The 17,273-nt window shown below is 69.7% G+C and carries 14 protein-coding genes; 9 read left to right on the top strand and 5 right to left on the bottom strand.

Annotation, left to right across the window (positions count from 1 at the left end):
• Positions 1–111: 111 nt before the first annotated feature.
• The 3 genes from H521_RS23035 to H521_RS0111635 all read left to right on the top strand — a co-directional run bounded on the left by H521_RS23035 (position 112) and on the right by H521_RS0111635 (position 3,302).
• Positions 112–774, top strand: a complete 663-nt coding sequence (locus H521_RS23035) for a sigma-70 family RNA polymerase sigma factor (RefSeq protein ID WP_022893199.1) — start codon at positions 112–114, stop codon at positions 772–774.
• A complete protein-coding gene (locus tag H521_RS0111640; protein WP_022893198.1) occupies positions 771–1,022 on the top strand; it encodes a zf-HC2 domain-containing protein in 252 nt (83 codons plus the stop codon). The genes H521_RS23035 and H521_RS0111640 overlap by 4 nt, the downstream gene beginning before the upstream one ends.
• A gap of 132 nt (positions 1,023–1,154) precedes the next feature.
• Positions 1,155–3,302, top strand: coding sequence for an MMPL family transporter (locus H521_RS0111635; protein WP_245560981.1), 2,148 nt, complete (start codon positions 1,155–1,157; stop codon positions 3,300–3,302).
• Positions 3,303–3,377: 75 nt separating this feature from the next.
• Here H521_RS0111635 and H521_RS0111630 read toward each other — a convergent pair whose 3' ends face one another.
• A complete protein-coding gene (locus H521_RS0111630) occupies positions 3,378–7,208 on the bottom strand; it encodes a multifunctional oxoglutarate decarboxylase/oxoglutarate dehydrogenase thiamine pyrophosphate-binding subunit/dihydrolipoyllysine-residue succinyltransferase subunit (RefSeq protein ID WP_026482213.1) in 3,831 nt (1,276 codons plus the stop codon).
• Between the two features lie 159 nt (positions 7,209–7,367).
• Between H521_RS0111630 and guaB1 the strand changes: the two genes are divergently transcribed.
• From guaB1 to H521_RS0111610, 4 genes are all read left to right on the top strand, one after another.
• Positions 7,368–8,807 carry a GMP reductase gene (gene guaB1 / locus H521_RS0111625; protein WP_026482212.1) on the top strand — a complete coding sequence of 480 codons (1,440 nt, stop codon included), beginning with the start codon at positions 7,368–7,370 and terminating at the stop codon, positions 8,805–8,807.
• A gap of 185 nt (positions 8,808–8,992) precedes the next feature.
• Positions 8,993–10,321: a hemolysin family protein gene (locus tag H521_RS0111620; protein WP_022893194.1), complete on the top strand. Its 1,329-nt coding sequence runs from the start codon at positions 8,993–8,995 to the stop codon at positions 10,319–10,321.
• A complete protein-coding gene (locus H521_RS0111615) occupies positions 10,318–11,355 on the top strand; it encodes a hemolysin family protein (protein ID WP_022893193.1) in 1,038 nt (345 codons plus the stop codon). Before H521_RS0111620 ends, H521_RS0111615 begins: the two co-directional genes overlap by 4 nt.
• Positions 11,356–11,444: 89 nt before the next feature.
• Entirely contained in the window at positions 11,445–11,825 is a 381-nt protein-coding gene (locus tag H521_RS0111610; RefSeq protein WP_022893192.1) for a VOC family protein, read from the top strand.
• Here the strand turns inward: H521_RS0111610 and H521_RS0111605 are convergent.
• Positions 11,822–12,475 carry an HAD family hydrolase gene (locus H521_RS0111605; RefSeq protein ID WP_022893191.1) on the bottom strand — a complete coding sequence of 218 codons (654 nt, stop codon included), beginning with the start codon at positions 12,473–12,475 and terminating at the stop codon, positions 11,822–11,824. The genes H521_RS0111610 and H521_RS0111605 overlap by 4 nt on opposite strands.
• A 23-nt stretch (positions 12,476–12,498) precedes the next feature.
• Here H521_RS0111605 and H521_RS0111600 point away from each other — a divergent pair, with 23 nt between their 5' ends.
• Positions 12,499–13,347: an ADP-dependent NAD(P)H-hydrate dehydratase gene (locus tag H521_RS0111600; protein WP_022893190.1), complete on the top strand. Its 849-nt coding sequence runs from the start codon at positions 12,499–12,501 to the stop codon at positions 13,345–13,347.
• Positions 13,348–13,350: 3 nt separating this feature from the next.
• Here the strand turns inward: H521_RS0111600 and H521_RS0111595 are convergent, their stop codons facing one another.
• Genes H521_RS0111595 through H521_RS0111585 form a run of 3 tightly spaced genes read right to left on the bottom strand, consistent with a single transcriptional unit; the run spans position 13,351 to position 15,877 of the window.
• The gene (locus H521_RS0111595; RefSeq protein WP_022893189.1) at positions 13,351–14,097 is read right to left on the bottom strand and encodes an amino acid ABC transporter ATP-binding protein; all 747 of its coding nucleotides are present in this window, start codon (positions 14,095–14,097) and stop codon (positions 13,351–13,353) included.
• Complete coding sequence (locus H521_RS0111590; RefSeq protein ID WP_022893188.1) at positions 14,094–14,975, bottom strand: amino acid ABC transporter permease; 882 nt, start codon at positions 14,973–14,975, stop codon at positions 14,094–14,096. Before H521_RS0111590 ends, H521_RS0111595 begins: the two co-directional genes overlap by 4 nt.
• Before the next feature lie 59 nt (positions 14,976–15,034).
• Complete coding sequence (locus H521_RS0111585; RefSeq protein ID WP_022893187.1) at positions 15,035–15,877, bottom strand: ABC transporter substrate-binding protein; 843 nt, start codon at positions 15,875–15,877, stop codon at positions 15,035–15,037.
• A 95-nt stretch (positions 15,878–15,972) separates the two neighbouring features.
• Here H521_RS0111585 and H521_RS23030 point away from each other — a divergent pair, with 95 nt between their 5' ends.
• On the top strand, positions 15,973–17,262 hold the full coding sequence (locus H521_RS23030; protein ID WP_022893186.1) for a glycosyltransferase 87 family protein: 1,290 nt from the start codon (positions 15,973–15,975) through the stop codon (positions 17,260–17,262).
• Positions 17,263–17,273: the final 11 nt, after the last annotated feature.

Below are 17,273 nucleotides of genomic sequence, written 5' to 3'. Positions count from 1 at the left end.
CGGTTATCAACAGTAGCGTCAGGTGACGCGGAAAGAGATGGTGTGCGCGTGTCGCTCGGAGTGCTCGAACGCCCGACCGTCGTTGCGGTTGACGATCTAGGATGGCCGGTGATGACTGCCGATCAGATCGACGCGACGCCGACCGACCCCGAAACCGCGGAGGCCGCCCGGCCGCTCGGCGAACTCTTCGAGGAACAGGCGCTGCCGTTCATCGATCAGCTCTACGCTGCCGCCCTTCGCATGACGAAGAATCCGGCCGACGCGCAAGACCTCGTTCAAGAGACGTTCGTCAAGGCGTTCGCCGCGTTCGGGCAGTTCACGCAGGGTACCAACCTCAAGGCGTGGCTGTACCGCATCCTCACGAACACCTTCATCAACAGCTACCGCAAGAAGCAGCGAGAGCCGTACCAGGGCACGATCGACGACCTCGAAGACTGGCAGCTCGGCGGCGCCGAGTCGACGACGGCCCGTGCGAGCCGCTCGGCAGAGGCAGAGGCCATCGACCACCTGCCCGACAGTGCAGTGAAAGACGCGCTGCAGGCACTGCCCGAAGACTTCCGTCTCGCCGTGTACTTCGCCGACGTCGAGGGGTTCTCCTACCAGGAGATCGCCGACATGATGAACACCCCCATCGGGACCGTGATGAGCCGTCTGCACCGTGGCAGGCGTCTGCTCCGCGAGTCCCTCGCCGACTATGCCCGCGAACAAGGCTTCGCAGGTGCGGACGCGGCGCCGAAACCCAGGAGGCAGACCATGCCGAGGAGCTCACGATGACCGACTGCGGCTGCGAGAAGGCCCGAGCCGAACTCGAGGAGTACCTGCATCACGAACTGCAGGCAGCGGATGCCACCGACATCCGCGAGCACGTCGAGAACTGCGCCGACTGCCAGGCCGAACTGCGCGTGGGCGTGGCGATCACCGAGGTCGTGCAGCGCGCGTGCCGTGAAAGCGCACCCGATGAGCTGCGCACGCTGGTGCTGCAGCGCATTCGCGTGTTCCAGTCGTCGCACGAACCCGCCTGAGACTGAGCGGGCCACGCCGAACCGATTCCATCGTTCGTTCGATGCGCGCGGCGCCGGCTGGTCCGTAACGTCGATGATGTGATCGACGACTCCGCCCCAAGCTCAACGTCGCGCGTGCCCACGTGGCTGCGCGTGACCATTCCCGCGACCCTCATCCTCGTCTGGCTGGCGCTGTTCGGCGCCGGCGGTGCCGCGTTCGGCTCGCTGAGCGACGTCTCCACGAACGACCAGGCGCAGTTCCTGCCCTCGTCGGCCGAGGCGACCGAGGTGACCGAGCTGCAGGAGGGGTTCCGCGATTCCGATGCGGTGCCGGCGATCGTCGTGATCGCCGATGCGGATGCAGACGCGGGTGCCGGCGCCGACGAACTCGATGCGTCGCAGCTCGATGCGATCGACGCGCTCCGCGAGGAACTCGTCGCGATCGACGGCGTGGACGCCGACGGCGCATCGCCTGTCGTGATGTCGGAGGACGGCGCTGCGGCGCAGATCGTCATCCCGATCGAGCAGGTCGACGGCGGTGCTGAGCCGGCCGAGGTCGTCGCCGAACTGCGCGCCGTGCTCGACGAACACGCGATCGACGGCACGGTGGCGGCGGTGACGGGACCGGCGGGCTTCACCGCGGATCTCGCCGCGGCGTTCAGCGGCATCGACGGCCTGCTGCTCATCGTGGCGCTCGCCGCCGTGTTCCTCATCCTGATCGTCGTGTACCGCTCGCCGCTGCTGCCGATCATCGTGCTGTTCTCGAGCCTCACCGCCCTCTGCGCGTCGGTGTTCACGGTCGTGGCGCTGGCCCGCGCCGATGTGCTGCTGCTCTCGGGTCAGACCCAGGGCATCCTCTTCATCCTCGTGATCGGCGCGGCCACCGACTATGCGCTGCTCTACATCTCGCGCTATCGCGAGACCCTGACGAGGCACGAACGCAAGTGGGATGCGACGTGGGCGGCGCTGAAGACGTCGTGGGAGCCGATCGTCGCCTCGGGCGGCACGGTGATCGTCGGACTCCTGATCCTGCTCGCGAGCGAACTCACCTCGAACAAGATCCTCGGGCCGGTCGCGGCGATCGGCATCGTCTTCGCGCTGCTCGCCTCGCTCACCCTGCTGCCGGCGCTCCTGCTGTGGGCTGGGAAGGCGGCCTTCTGGCCGCGTCGACCGGCGGCCGCCGCCTCGGATCAGGACGAACTGCCCGAGCGTGGCATCTGGGCGGGAGTGGGCCGGCTCGTCGCGAAGCGTCCGCGCACCGTGTGGGTCGTCTCGGCGCTCGCCCTCGGGGCGATGTCGCTCGGCCTCGTGCAGCTCGATGCCGACGGTGTCGCGTCGAGCGAGTTCGTGCTCGGCGAGTCGCAGGCACGCGACGGGCAAATGCTGCTCGGCGAGCACTTCCCCGCCGGATCGGGCACCCCGGCGGTCGTGATCGGCCCGCAGGGCGACCTGCAGCAGATCGCGGATGTCGCACTCGACACCGCCGGGGTCGACTCGGTCGCCGTGGTGAGCGCCGAGTCGCGGGCGGGCACCGCGCCCGTCACGAGCGACGGCATCCAGCCGCTCGGACCTCCTGGGACCCCCGTGCCCGACCCGACCGTCGTCGACGGTGAGGTCGCGCTGCAGGTGACCCTCGCCGACCCCGCCGACTCGCTCGAGGCAGAAGCGACGGTCGAACAGCTTCGCGAGCGTCTCGACGGGGTCGGCACCGACGTGCTCGTCGGCGGACCGACTGCGGTGGCGCTTGACACGAATGCCGCAGCGATCGCCGACCGCACGCTCGTGATCCCGCTCGTGCTCGTCGCGATCCTCGTGATCCTGATGCTCCTCCTGCGGTCGATCGTCGCGCCCCTGCTCCTCGTCGGCAGCGTCGTGCTCTCGTTCGCCGCGGCGCTCGGCGTCTCGGCGCTCGTCTTCGAGCACGTGTTCCACTTCGCGGGAGCTGACCCGTCGGTGCCGCTGTTCGGCTTCGTGTTCCTCGTCGCCCTCGGCGTCGACTACAACATTTTCCTGATGACCCGGGTGCGCGAGGAGTCGCTGCGCTTCGGCACGCGCGTGGGCATCGTGCGAGGTCTGCGGTTGACCGGGGGCGTGATCACCTCGGCGGGGCTCGTGCTCGCGGCCACCTTCGCGGCGCTCGGGGTTCTGCCGATCCTCTTCCTCGCGCAGATCTCGTTCATCGTCGCGTTCGGCGTGCTGCTCGACACGTTCCTCGTGCGCACCCTGCTGGTGCCGGCGCTCGCCTACGACATCGGCCGCGCCATCTGGTGGCCGAGCCGGCTCTCGCGCGGCGAGGAATAGGCGCCCCGAGGGGCGGAGACGACGAAGCGAGCGGATGCCCCGGGGCATCCGCTCGCTTCGTTCGTTGCCTGCTGACTACAGCGTGGTCGCGCGGCGCACGAGCTCGGCCTGCTCGGTCGCGTGCCGCTTCGCGGAGCCCGTCGCCGGCGACGCGGCCGCAGTGCGGGCGACGACGGTGACGGGGCGGTCGCCGAGCTTGTTCGTCTCGATGATGAAGTACGGCCAGGCGCCCTGGTTCTCGGGCTCGTCTTGCGCCCACATGAGCTCGGCACCGGGGTACCTCTCGGCGACGGCCTTGAGCTCGACAGCGGGCAGCGGGTAGAGCTGCTCGAGGCGAACGACCGCGACCTCGGTGTTCTGCTGCTTCTCGAGCTCGGTGATGATGTCGTAGTAGATCTTTCCCGAGACGAAGACGATGCGCTTGACCGCGGCGCGATCGGTGATGCGGGCGTCGTCGATGACCGGTTCGAACTTGCCCTGCGTGAAGTCGGCGACCTCGCTCGTGGCGCCGCGGAGGCGCAGCATCGCCTTCGGGGTGAACACGATGAGTGGACGGCGCGGGCGGGCGTAGGCCTGGCGGCGCAGCAGGTGGAAGTACGACGCCGGCGTCGAGGGCCGGGCGACGGTCATGTTGTTCTCGGCGCAGAGCTGCAGGTACCGCTCGATGCGGGCGCTCGAGTGGTCGGGCCCCTGACCCTCGTAGCCGTGGGGGAGCAGGAGCACGACGCTCGAGCGCTGGCCCCACTTCTGCTCGGCCGAGGAGATGAACTCGTCGATGATGGTCTGCGCGCCGTTGGCGAAGTCGCCGAACTGCGCCTCCCACATCACGAGGGCGTCGGCACGCTCGACCGAGTAGCCGTATTCGAAGCCCATGGCTGCGTACTCCGAGAGCAGCGAGTCGTAGATCCAGAACTTCGCCTGGTTGTCGGAGAGGTTCTGCAGCGGCAGCCACTCCTGGCCGTTCACCCGGTCGTGGAGCACCGCGTGGCGCTGCACGAAGGTGCCGCGGCGCGCGTCTTGACCCGCGAGGCGCACTGGCGTGCCCTCGAGGAGGAGCGAGCCGAGTGCGAGCAGCTCGCCGAAGCCCCAGTCGACCTTGCCGTTGCGGCTCATGTCGAGGCGCTTCGTCAGGAGCTGCTGGATCTTCGGGTGCACGGTGAAGCCCGAGGGCTTGTTGTTGAACGCGTCGCCGATGGCGTGCACGACGTCGGTCGAGACCCCGGTGGTCTCGAGCTCGCCGGCGACGGGCTCGGGAGCGTGCACGGCGGCGGTGGCGCCGACGATCGGGATCGACCCCGTCTGTGCAGCGTGCGTCTCGGCGAAGGCTCGCTCGAGGCGGTCCTGGAAGTCGCGGTGCGCCGCCTCGTACTCCTCTTCGGTGATGTCGCCGCGACCGACGAGCGCCTCGGTGTAGAGCTTGCGCACCGACCGCTTGGCCTCGATCAGGTTGTACATGAGGGGCTGGGTCATCGAGGGGTCGTCGCCCTCGTTGTGACCACGGCGGCGGAAGCAGACCAGGTCGATGACGACATCGCGCTTGAACTCCTGGCGGTAGCGGAACGCGAGCTCGGCGACGCGCACGACCGACTCGGGGTCATCGCCGTTGACGTGGAAGATCGGGGCCTGGATGGTCTTCGCGACATCCGTCGAGTAGATCGACGACCGCGCGTCGTCGGGCACCGTCGTGAAGCCGACCTGGTTGTTGACCACGACGTGGATGGTGCCGCCGGTGCGGTAGCCGCGCAGCTGCGACATCTGCATGGTCTCGAGCACCACGCCCTGGCCGGCCATGGCGGCGTCGCCGTGGATCAGGATGGGCAGGGTCGAGAAGGTGCCGATCGGCTTTCGGTCTTGCTTGGCCCGCACGATGCCCTCGAGCACGCCGTCGACGGCCTCGAGGTGCGAGGGGTTCGCCGCGAGCGACACGGGGATCTGGTGCCCGTCGTCGGCGGTGAAGGTGCCTTGCGTGCCGAGGTGGTACTTGACGTCACCCGAGCCGGTGAAGCCCTTGGACTGCTGGGTGCCCTCGAACTCGCGGAACACCTGCCCGTAGGTCTTGCCGGCGATGTTCGTGAGCACGTTGAGGCGGCCGCGGTGCGCCATGCCGATGGCGACCTCGTCGAGGCCCTCTTTGGCTGCGCCCTGCAGGATCTCGTCGAGCAGCGGGATCACGGACTCGCCGCCCTCGAGGCTGAAGCGCTTCTGGCCGACGTACTTCGTCTGCAGGAACGTCTCGAACGCCTCAGCCTCGTTGAGCTTGCCGAGAATTCGCATCTGCTCGTCGTGCGTGGGCTTCTCGTAGCTGCGTTCGACCTGGTCTTGGATCCACCGGCGCTGCACGGGGTCTTGGATGTGCATGTACTCGATGCCGATCGTGCGGCAGTAGGAGTCGCGCAGCACGCCGAGGATGTCGCGGAGGAGGGCCGTGCGCTTCTCGCCGAAGCCGCCGGTGACGAACTCCCGGTCGAGGTCCCAGAAGGTCAGGCCGTGGCTGGCGATGTCGAGGTCGGGGTGCGAACGCTGCACGTACTCGAGCGGGTCGATGTCGGCCATCAGGTGGCCGCGCACGCGGAACGCGTTGATGAGCTCCTGCACCCGGGCGGTCTTGTCGATCGCGCTCGCGATGTCGACCGAGATGTCGGGCGCCCAGCGGATGGGCTCGTAGGGGAGGCGCAGGGCCGCGAAGAGGCCCTCGTAGAACCCGCGCTGCCCGATGAGCAGTTCGTGCACCTTCTTCAGGAACTCGCCGGAGCCCGCGCCCTGGATGACGCGGTGGTCGTAAGTCGAGGTCAGCGTGATCGTCTTGCCGATCGCGAGGTTCGCGAGGGTCTTCTCGGAGGAGCCCTGGAACTCGGCGGGGTACTCGAGGGCGCCGGCGCCGATGATGCAGCCCTGGCCCTTCATGAGACGGGGCACGGAGTGCACGGTGCCGATGCCGCCCGGGTTCGTGAGCGAGATCGTCGCGCCCGAGAAGTCGTCGGCCTTCAGCTTGTTCTGCCGGGCGCGCTGCACGAGGTCTTCGTAGGCGGCGAGGTACTCGTTGAACGTCATGGTCTCTGCGCGCTTGATGGCGGGCACGAGCAGGGCGCGGGAGCCGTCGGGCTTCGGGATGTCGATCGCGATGCCGAGGCCGATGTGCGCGGGCCTGACGAGGCTCGGCTTGCCGTCGGGCTCGGAGTAGAAGACGTTCTGGCTCGGGAACTCCTTGAGCGCCTGGATGAGCGCCCAGCCGATGAGGTGCGTGAACGAGATCTTGCCGCCGCGGGAGCGCCGCAGGTGGTTGTTGATCACGATGCGGTTGTCGATCATGAGCTTCGCGGGGATCGTGCGCACGCTCGTGGCGGTCGGCACGGTGAGCGAGGCGTCCATGTTGGCGGCGAGCGCCTTGGGCATGCCCTTGAGCGGGACGACCTCGTCTTGCTGCGGTGCGTCGGCGATGACGGGCTGCGGGCTCGTGACCGGCACATCGGCGGGCACGGGCTGCGTGCGCGGTGCGACCGAGGTCGTGCGCGCTTCGGGAGCCTGTCCGATGACGGGAACCGGGGCGGTGGCCGGTGCCGACTCGCTCGCCGCAGGCGCGGGGGTGCCTGCGGGTTCAGGGGCCGGAGCAGCGGGCTCAGGGGCCGGAGCAGCGGGCTCGGCCGGAGCAGCGGGCTCGGCGGCCGGAGCGGCAGGTTCGGGCGATGCAGCGGATGTCGCGGCATCCGTCGCGGGTGCCGTTGCTGTGGGATCTGCGCCCTCGGTCTTCACCTGGCGGTAGTGCTCGAGCACCGGCCACCAGGTCTTGTCGACCGACTCGGGATCGACGAGGAACTTCTCGTACATCTCGTCGACGAGCCACTCGTTGGCTCCGTATTCGCCCGACGTCGTCTCGTCGGATCCTGACCCGGTCAATTGGCTCGACACAGCCTCTCGCCCACTCTCTCCATTGATGCTGGAATGTACCTGCTGCGGCGATCACGCCCTGCGCACGGGGGCATGGCCCGACCACCGCACACAAGCCTAATCCCCTCAGCAACGACGGAGCACCCGCGGCTCCGACGCGACGGCGGTAGCGTGGCCGACATGGAGTTCTACCGGACGACACCCAGCAACGACCTCACCTATTCCGACGTGTTCCTCGTGCCGAGTCGCTCGGGTGTCACGAGCCGCCTCGACGTGTCGCTCGCGCCCGACGACGGCTCGGGAGCCTCCGTGCCGATCGTGTCGGCGAACATGAACTCGATCACCGGACCGCGCCTCGCGGCGACCCTCGCCCGGCGCGGCGGGCTCGGCGTGCTGCCGCAAGACCTGCACCTGCAGGACCTCGACCAGGCGATCCGCTCGGTGAAGGCGCAGTCGCCGCGATTCGACACTCCGCACGACTTCAGCCCCGACGCCACGGTGGCCGACGCGCTCGCCGCCCTGCCGCCCGTCGCCGGGCACGGCATCGTGCTGCACGACACCCGCGGCGAGTACGTCGGATGCATCCCGGCCGACCGGCTCGCGACGGCGCTGGCCGATGCCCGTCTCGGCGACCTCGTGCACGGGGGCCTCGCCTCGCTCGACGCCGACGACGTCTCGACCCCGCGCCGCGCGTTCGACCTCATGGTCGAAGCCGGCATCGACTTCGCCCCGGTGCTCGAGCACGGCCGCGTGGTCGGCACGCTGAGTCGGCGAAGCGCACTGCGCGGCACGATCTACGAGCCCAACGTCGACGCCGAGGGCCGGCTCCGGGTGGCGGCGGCCGTCGGCATCAACGGGGATGTCGCGGCGAAGGCGAGCGCCCTGGTGGCAGCCGGCGTCGATATGCTCGTGATCGACACCGCGCACGGCCATCAGGAGGGCATGATCCGGGCCGTGTCCATCGTTCGCGAGCTCGGCCTCGACGTGCCGATCGTGGCCGGCAACATCGTGACCGCCGACGCCGTGGCCGACCTCGTCGAGGCGGGCGCCGACGTGCTGAAGGTCGGGGTCGGGCCGGGTGCCATGTGCACCACTCGCATGATGACGGCCGTCGGCCGTCCGCAGTTCTCCGCGGTGCTCGAGACCGCCGAGGCCGCGCGCGAGCTCGGCGCGACCGTCTGGGCCGACGGCGGCGTGCGGTACCCCCGCGACGTTGCGCTCGCGCTCGCCGCGGGTGCCGCATCGGTGATGATCGGCTCGTGGTTCGCCGGCACGATCGAAGCGCCGGGCACACTACGCCGCGATGCATCCGGTCGCCTCTTCAAGGAGAGCTGGGGCATGGCGTCGACGAAGGCCGTGCGCGAGCGCTTCGACCGGCTCTCGCCCTACGAGCTCGCCCGGAAGGAGCTCTTCGCCGAGGGAATCTCGTCGTCGTCGATCTACCTCGACCCGCTTCGTCCCTCGATCGAGGACCTGCTCGACATGATCACCTCCGGCGTGCGCAGTTCGTTCACCTACGCGGGCGCCCGCACGCTCGAGGAGTTCCGCGAGCGCGCGCTCGTCGGCATCCAGTCGGCCGCGGGCTACGAAGAGGGCAAGGCGCTCCCGGTCAGCTGGTGAGCGCGCGCAACCTGAGGTGGCGGATACACGCGGTCGGGAGCGTCGGGCACTGCGTGTCTTCGCCCTGTCAAGGTGTGGGCGAGCGCTCGAACCTCGCCGATATACTGAGGGGACAATGGACGATCCCCCTTCTGCGTCGACGCCAGGCCATAGACCCTCGCCCGTGACTGCTCGGGGAGGTGGCGATGTCTGAGTGGATTCTCCTCGGCATCGGTCTCCTCCTCACGATCGGCACGGGCTTGTTCGTCGCCAGCGAGTTCGCCCTCGTCAATCTCGACCGGGCCGACCTCGAGGCACGGCGCGCGCGAGGTGATACGAAGCTCGGGCTCACCATCGCGGCGCTGAAGATCACCTCGACGCACCTCTCGAGCGCGCAGCTCGGCATCACGCTGACCACGCTCCTCACCGGCTACACGATGGAGCCGGCGATCTCGTCGCTCCTGGCCGCCCCGCTCGCCGCGATCGGCACTCCCGAGGCTCTCGTGCGGCCCGTCGGCACCATCACGGCGGTCGTCGTCGCCACGCTGCTCTCGATGGTCATCGGCGAGCTCGTGCCGAAGAACTTCGCGCTCGCACTGCCCCGGCAGACCGCGGTCATCGTGATCCCGTTCCAGACGGCCTTCACCTGGGTGTTCCGCCCGGCGATCTCGCTGCTGAACGGCAGCGCGAACGGCATCCTCCGCTCGTTCGGCATCGAGCCGAAAGAGGAGCTCTCGGGCGCCCGCACCGCCGAAGAGCTGTCGTCGCTCGTGCGCCGATCGGCGAGCGCCGGGCTGCTCGAGCAAGACACTGCGACGCTGCTCGGCCGCACGCTCCGCTTCGCCGACCACGACGCATCCGACGTCATGACCCCGCGACCCGCCGTGGCCGCCGTGCAGCGGCTGCAGCCGGCCGAGGCCGTGCTCGAGCTCGCGCGCACGACCGGCTACTCGCGCTTCCCGGTCTACGACGACAACCTCGACGACGTCGTCGGCGTGGTGCACGTCAAGCAGGCGGTCGCCGTTCCGCGAGAGAAGCGCGGCGACGTGCCGACCTCGGCGCTGCAGTCCGACGCACTGCGCGTGCCCGAGACGATGAAGCTCGACACCCTGCTCGGCGAGCTCCGCGGCCGCGGCTTTCAGATGGCCGTCGTCGTCGACGAATACGGGGGCACTGCGGGCGTCGCGACGCTCGAAGACCTCGTCGAGGAACTCGTCGGCGAGGTCGCCGACGAGCACGACCGCACACGTGCGGGCATCGTGCGTCGCGGCGATGACGTGAGCTTTCCCGGAATACTGCGACCCGACGAACTGCTCGAGCGCACCGGCATCCGCGTGCCAGAGAACGGAGACTACGAGACCGTGGGCGGATTCGTCATGGCCGAGCTCGGGCGCTTGCCCGTCGTCGGCGACGAGGTGCTGATCGACGACGGCACGCTCGTCGTGCAGCGCCTCGACGGCCGGCGCATCGACCGGGTGAGGTTCGTGCCCAACCCGCCGCCGGAACCCGACGAGTCGGCAGGGGGCGCGCGATGAGCGACTGGGCCGGAATCGCCTGGCTGTTCGTGCTGCTCGCCGCGAACGCCTTCTTCGTCGGCGCCGAATTCGCGGTCATCTCGGCACGACGCTCGCAGATCGAACCGCTCGCCGAGCAGGGCAGCCGCAGCGCGAAGACCGCCCTGTGGGCCATGGAGCACGCGACCCTGATGCTCGCGACCAGCCAGCTCGGCATCACGGTCTGCTCGCTCCTGATCCTGAACGTGTCGGAGCCCGCGATCCATCACTTGCTCGAGGTGCCGCTGCACCTCACCGGCTGGTCGGCCGAGGTGGTCTCGACCATCGCGTTCATCGTGACGCTCGTGCTCGTGTCGTACCTGCACGTGGTCTTCGGCGAGATGGTGCCGAAGAATCTCTCGTTCTCGATCCCCGACCGTGCCGTGCTGCTGCTCGCGCCGCCCCTCGTCTTCGTGGCGCGCGTCTTCAAGCCGATCATCGTCGCCCTGAACGCCACCGCGAACGGGGTGCTGCGGCTCTTCGGCGTCGAGCCGAAGACCGAGGCGACCTCGACGTACACGCTCGAAGAAGTTCAGACGATCGTGCACCAGTCGCGACGCGAGGGGGTGCTCGACGACGCGAGTGGCACCCTGACCGCGGCGTTCGAGTTCACGACCAAGCGAGTGCAGGATGTCGCGGTGCCCCTCGACGCCCTCGTCAGCCTGCCGCCCGCGGCGACTCCGGCCGATGTCGAGCGTGCCGTCGCACGGCGCGGGTTCTCGCGGTATCCCATTCTCGATGCGGCGGGCGAGCCCGACGGCTACGTGCACCTGAAAGACGTCATCGACCTCGACGACGACGAGTTCGACGACCCGATCCCCGCGAAGCGCGTGCGACGCCTGGTGTCGATCTACGCGGGTACCGATCTCGAAGACGCGCTCGCCACGATGCGCCGGCTCGGCACGCACGTCGCTCGGGCGTTCGACGAAGACGGCACCACGACCGGCGTCATCTTCCTCGAAGACATCATCGAGGAGCTCGTCGGCGAAGTGCAGGACGCCACCCGGCGAGGCTGACCGCGGCTGCGGGCGGCTCCCCGATGGGGGCTGCCCGAGCGGCCCGCTCGAGCGTAGACTGCGTCGCGAACGAGAGCTGAGGTTTGATCATGTTCGAATCCGCTGAGAGCTACGCCGTCCTTCCGGCCTCCGACCTCGACCGCGCGAAGCGGTGGTGGAAGGACGTCTTCGACATCGACCCGATCGACGATTCGACCGGGGGAGTGATGCTGAGCATCGCCGGCACGTCGGTGCTCGTCTACGAGACGCAGTTCGCCGGCACGGCGCAGAACACCGCGTTCGGCATCGACACCGACGACCTCGATCGCGACATGGCGGCGCTTCGCGAGCGCGGCATCGTCTTCAACGAGTACGACCTGCCCGGCGTGACGACCCAGAACGGCGTCGTCGAAGACGGCGGCATGCGCACCGCGTGGTTCGACGACAGCGAGGGCAACATCATCGCCCTCGGGCAGCGGGTGCCGGGCTAGGAGGTTCGCGACTCGGCGAGCGACCGCAGCCAGGTCTCGAGCGTCGCGGCATCCGTGAACACGTGACCGTCGCCGCCGACGTCTTTGGCGCCCTCGACGTTCTCGGACTTGTTGTCGATGAAGACGAAATCGGATGCCTCGATGCCGAGTTCGTCGATGACGTGCTCGTAGATCGCCGCATCGGGCTTCACCAGGTCGAGCTCGCCGCTGACGAACACGCGCTCGAAGAGCGGTGCGAACGAGCCGTGTCGGAACCAGCTCGAGAAGTCGGTGCCTGCGTTCGAGAGCAGCGCGAGACGGGTGCCGCCCGCCGCGAGAGCGTGCAGCACCCCGAGCGTGCCGGCATCGAGCGAGAGCCAGCTCTTGTGGTCGATCGCCCAGAGCTCGTGCACGTCGATGACGTTCCACTCGACGCCGAGGTCGGCGGCGACGGCGTGCCAGTACTCCGCGATCGAGAGCGTGCCGCGGTCGAGGCCCTCTCGGTGAGCCCAGTAGGCGGTCCAGAACGCCTCGGCGTGCTCGCGCATGCCGGCTCGAGCGAGCAGCACGGCCCGGTCGGCGTCGCTCGGCTCGCGGGAGATGACCTCTCCGTAGTCGAAGACGACGACACGGGGAGCGAGGCTGATCGGTGCGGGAGCTGTCGGAGGCATCCCCGCCAACCTATCGTGGGAGTATGAACAGGCCGTGGCAGGAATGGACCGCCGCTGACGCGGCCGAGTGGATCGTCGCACCGAGCGCCGACGACGACAAGTACTCGCGCGGCGTGCTCGGCATCGTCGCCGGGTCGCCGGAGTACCCCGGCGCTGCGGTGCTCGCCGTCGAGGCCGCGCACCGGGCCGGCCTCGGCATGGTGCGCTACACCGGTCCGCGGGCCGTGCGCACGGCCGTGCTCGCGCGTCGCCCCGAAACGGTGACCGCCCCCGGCCGCGTGCAGGCCTGGCTCATCGGGTCGGGCATCGACGCGGGCCGGCGCTCGTTCATGGTGCTCGGCGACCTGCAGGGCGCGCTCGCCTCGCGGCTGCCCGTCGTGCTCGACGCTGGCGCACTCGACCTCGTGGGCACCCACACCGCACCCACGGTGATCACGCCGCACGCGCGGGAGCTCGCGGCGCTCCTGGCCTCGCGCGAGATCGAGACGAGCATCGCCCAGGTGCGCGACGATCCCGCCGAGTGGGCGCAGCGCGCGGCCCGTGAACTCGGCGTCGCCGTGCTGCTGAAGGGCGCCGTCACGCACGTGTGCGACCCCGACGGCGACCGATTCACGATCACGGCGCCCACGCACTGGCTGGCCTCTGCCGGCACGGGCGACGTGCTCGGCGGCATCCTCGGTGCGCTCGTCGCCACGCATCACGAGCGGCTCGCCACCGACGCCGAGGCGCTGACCTCGCTCGCGGCCACCGCAGCGTGGGTGCACGGCGAGGCGGCTCGCCGCGCGAGTGCCGACGTCGACGGCGGGCCGATCACGGCGCTCGATATCGCCGAAGCCGTTCCCCGGGTGATCGGCGGCCTGCTCGCGCGCTGAGGCTCAGGCGCGGAACCGGGTGAGGAACTCGCGCGTGCGCTCTTCACGCGGTGCCTCGAAGAACTGACGCGCCGGGGCGTCTTCGATGATGCGGCCGGCGTCGAGGAACACGACCCGGTCGGCCACGTCGCGCGCGAACGCCATCTCATGGGTGGCCATCACGATCGTGGTGCCGCGGTCGGCGAGCGAGCGCACGAGTGCGAGCACCTCGCCGACGAGTTCGGGGTCGAGCGCGCTCGTCACCTCGTCGAGGAGCAGCAGCTCGGGATCGGTCGCGATGGCCCGCACGATGGCGGCCCGCTGCTGCTGCCCGCCCGAGAGCCGATCGGGGAACGCGCGCGCGAAATCGGCCAGGCCGATCGAGGCGAGCAGCTCGAGTCCGCGTCGCTCGGCCTCGGCGCGACCGACCCGGTGCACGAGTCGCGATGCGAGCGTGACGTTGTCGAGCACGCTGAGGTGGGGGAAGAGATTGTAGTGCTGGAACACGACCCCGATGCGAGCGCGAACGGCGTCGGCATCGATGCGCGGGTCGCTGATGTCGCGGCCCTGCAGGAGGATCTCGCCGTCGTCGATGCGCTCGATCAGGTTCACGGTGCGCAGGAGCGTCGACTTGCCCGAACCACTCGAGCCCACGAGCGCGACGACCTCGTGGGCGGCCACATCGAGATCGATGCCGTCGAGCACGAGGTGGTCGCCGAAGGCCCGGCGCACCCCGCGCAGTCGAAGCACCGGCCCGGTCGCCCCGCTCATACGATGCTCCCGACCTGCTCGCGCGCTCGCATGCGCGCAGAGACCCAGTCGGTGAACCGGATCATCGGCCACGCCAGCAGCACGAAGAGCAGGCCCGCAACGACGTAGGGCGTGAAGTTGAAGAAGTGCGCGGTCTCGATCTGCGCTGCGCGCACGGCGTCGACCGCACCGAGCACCGAGATCAGGCCGACGTCTTTCTGCATGGCCACGAAGTCGTTCATGAGCGCCGGGGTCACCTTTCGGAGCGCCTGTGGGAGCACGACCCGGCGCATGGTCTGCCCGTGGCTGAGGCCGAGCGAACGGGCGGCGAGCCGCTGCGAGGGATGCACCGCCTCGATGCCCGCCCGGAAGACCTCGGAGACGTAGGCGGAGTAGGTGAGGATCAGCGCGATCGTGCCCCAGAACGCGACGGGCATGCGCGGGAAGAAGTCGAGGCCGGGCAGCCCGAAGCCCACCAGGTAGAGCACGATGAGCACCGGCATGCCGCGGAAGATGTCGGTGTAGCCGGCCGCGAGCGCGCGCAACGGGAAAAACACCGGCCCGCGCAGGGTGCGCAAGGTTGCGAGCAGCAGCGCGACGAGCACCACCCCGATGCTCGCGAAGAACAACACCTGGATGTTCAGCCAGAAGCCCTCGAGCACTCTCGGCAGCGATGCGATGGCCACTTGGGGGTCGAAGAAGGTCTCGACCACCCGTGTCCAGCCGGGCGACCCGACGAGCGCCCAGACGAGCAGCGCTGCGATGGCGAGCGTCGAGGCGATGCTCACGAGCACCGATCGCCCGGTCTGGCGCCGGCGGAACGAGCGCCGCTCGAGCTCGATGGTGCTCGGCTGCCAGGCGTCGGTCGTCGCCGTGCGGGCGTCGGTCGAGTCGGTCACGAGCCCACGTTAGCGGCGTGCCGGGCAGAGCGCGGCGATGGCGGAACCGGGCATCGGCGTCACTCGAGCACGGGGGCGCCGCCGGCGCCGCCCAGCCACTCCGCGGCGAGCTCGTCGAGCGTGCCGGCGTCGCGAAGCGCGTCGACCGCCGCCGTGACGTCGGCGGTCAGTGGCGAGCCCTTCGCGAGCACGAGCCCGAACGCGTCGCCATCGCCGGCCGTCGCCGGCAGCTGCCCGACGATCTTGCCGCCCTCGAGCTCGACGCCCGTGAGGTAGAACGCGGTCGGCAGGTCGACGACGATCGCGTCGACGGTGCCGTTCTGCAGGGCGAGCTTCGCATCATCGTTCGTGTTGAACACCTGGGAGCCCGCAGTCGGGTCGATGACCTGCTCGACGGCGTCGAAGCTCGTGGTGCCGGTCTGCGCGCCGATCAGGAGCCCCTGCAGGTCGGCGATCGAGGACGCCGAGGCGGCGGGCGACGACTCGGTCGTGATGACGACCTGCGTGGTCTCGTAGTACGGCGACGAGAAGTCGACGTTCTCGGCGCGCTCCTCGGTGATCGAGAACTGCTGCAGGTTGAAGTCGAAGTCCTTCGGGCCGGGCGCGATGGCCTGTTCGAACGTCGAACGCACCCAGACCACGTCGTCGGCCTCGAAGCCGAGCTGCTCGGCGACCGCGTAGGCGACGGCCGCCTCGAAGCCCTCGCCGGACTCGGGTGCATCGTCGATCACCCAGGGGAAGTACGCGGGCTCTCCGGTGCCGATCGTGAGCTTGCCGTCGGCGATGTAGTCGCCGCCTGAGCCGCCGGCCTCGCCGTCAGCCGGCGCACCGCTCGCGCATGCGGCGAGGGCGAGGGTCGCGGATGCGGCCACGAGCAGTGCGGTGAGGGAGCGTCGAGTCATGATGGGCCTCCAAGCGGTGTGCCCCCAGCATCGCGGATGCCGCGGACCTCCGCCTGGCGCGTGGCGGAATATGACGCTCGGCTAGGCTCGACGGCATGGCGGGCGAGACGGGGCATGAGGCATCCGCTCGCCCGTATCGTCGCAGGCTCGGCACGCGAGCCGCGCTCTGGACGGGCTTCGTGCTGGTGCACGTCGCGCTCATCTGGCTGAACCTCGAGGGGCCCGGCTATCCGCTCGGCGACGTGACCGCGGTCTACCGGGTCTGGGCCGAGAACGCCGCCCACGGTTGGGTGCGCATGGGCATCGACGTGCCGTGGGTGTACCCGATCCTGGCCTTCGCCCCGATGACGGCCGCGCTCGCGCTCGGGCCGACGCTCTATGCGCAGACATGGCTCGCGCTCGTAACGGCGCTGAACGCGATCGCCTTCGGAGTGCTCATCGGCCGGGCGCGGCTGTCGCGCCCGCGCCGGCTCGCTGCCTGGTGGTGGCTCGGCTTCCTCGCACTGCTCGGGCCGATCGCCTTCGGCCGCATCGACGCGATCACGGTGCCGGTGGCCATCATGGGGCTGCTGTGGGCGGCCGGTCGGCCGCGCGTGGCGGCGGTGCTGCTCACGATCGCGACGTGGGTGAAGGTGTGGCCGGCCGCACTCGTCGCTGCGCTCGTCATCGCGTCGCGCCGGCGCATCGAGGTCGTCACGGTGGCGGCGTCGCTGAGCCTCGGCATCCTCGGGGTCAGTCTCATCGCGGGGGCCGGCACGAACGCGATCGGCTTCATCGCCGAGCAGGCCGGCCGCGGCCTGCAGATCGAGGCGCCGCTCGCGGTCGCCTGGCTCTGGCAGATCGTGGCCGGGTCGGGCTCCGTGCGCATCGTCTACGACCGCGACATCCTCACGTTCCAGATCGAGGGGCCGGGGGCGGATGTCGCGGCCGCCGTCACGACACCGATCATGGCGATCGGCGTGCTCGTCGTGATGCTCGTCGGCATTCGGGCCACGCGCCGCGGCGCCCCGTTCGGCCGGGTGATGCCGCCGCTGGTCCTGAGCTTCGTCGTCGTGCTCATGCTCGCGAACAAGGTGGGCTCCCCGCAGTTCGTGACCTGGCTCGCCGCTCCGGTGATTCTCGGCCTGGTGCTGCGCCCGGCACGATTCGCGGTGCCGGCGTTCATCGCCGCCGTGATCGCGCTCTTCACGCACATCATCTACCCGTACTGGTACGGGTGGCTCCTGATCGCCGATCCGGCGTTCGTGTTCCTGCTCACCGCCAAGGCCGCGCTGCTCGTGCTGCTGCTCGCCTGGGGGATACGTGCGCTCTGGTGGCTCGGCGCTCCACGCAGGGCGCCGCGCGCGGTCGACGCCGTGCGCGACACAATGGGGTCGACCGAGTGAATTCGAAGGAG

This window comes from Agromyces subbeticus DSM 16689 (assembly GCF_000421565.1).
GTDB classification, from domain to species: Bacteria; Actinomycetota; Actinomycetes; order Actinomycetales; family Microbacteriaceae; genus Agromyces; species Agromyces subbeticus.
Note: the sequence above shows the minus strand (reverse complement) of the source record. Positions and strands in the feature narration are given on the sequence as shown.

Bases quoted from the DNA above. Each gene is read 5' to 3' on its own strand.
- H521_RS23035 (WP_022893199.1), top strand. From the start codon at position 112: ATGACTGCCGATCAGATCGACGCGACGCCGACCGACCCCGAAACCGCG.
- H521_RS0111640 (WP_022893198.1), top strand. From the start codon at position 771: ATGACCGACTGCGGCTGCGAGAAGGCCCGAGCCGAACTCGAGGAGTAC.
- guaB1 (WP_026482212.1), top strand. From the start codon at position 7,368: ATGGAGTTCTACCGGACGACACCCAGCAACGACCTCACCTATTCCGAC.
- H521_RS0111620 (WP_022893194.1), top strand. From the start codon at position 8,993: ATGTCTGAGTGGATTCTCCTCGGCATCGGTCTCCTCCTCACGATCGGC.
- H521_RS0111615 (WP_022893193.1), top strand. From the start codon at position 10,318: ATGAGCGACTGGGCCGGAATCGCCTGGCTGTTCGTGCTGCTCGCCGCG.
- H521_RS0111610 (WP_022893192.1), top strand. From the start codon at position 11,445: ATGTTCGAATCCGCTGAGAGCTACGCCGTCCTTCCGGCCTCCGACCTC.
- H521_RS0111605 (WP_022893191.1), bottom strand. From the start codon at position 12,475: ATGCCTCCGACAGCTCCCGCACCGATCAGCCTCGCTCCCCGTGTCGTC.
- H521_RS0111600 (WP_022893190.1), top strand. From the start codon at position 12,499: ATGAACAGGCCGTGGCAGGAATGGACCGCCGCTGACGCGGCCGAGTGG.
- H521_RS0111595 (WP_022893189.1), bottom strand. From the start codon at position 14,097: ATGAGCGGGGCGACCGGGCCGGTGCTTCGACTGCGCGGGGTGCGCCGG.
- H521_RS0111585 (WP_022893187.1), bottom strand. From the start codon at position 15,877: ATGACTCGACGCTCCCTCACCGCACTGCTCGTGGCCGCATCCGCGACC.
- H521_RS23030 (WP_022893186.1), top strand. From the start codon at position 15,973: ATGGCGGGCGAGACGGGGCATGAGGCATCCGCTCGCCCGTATCGTCGC.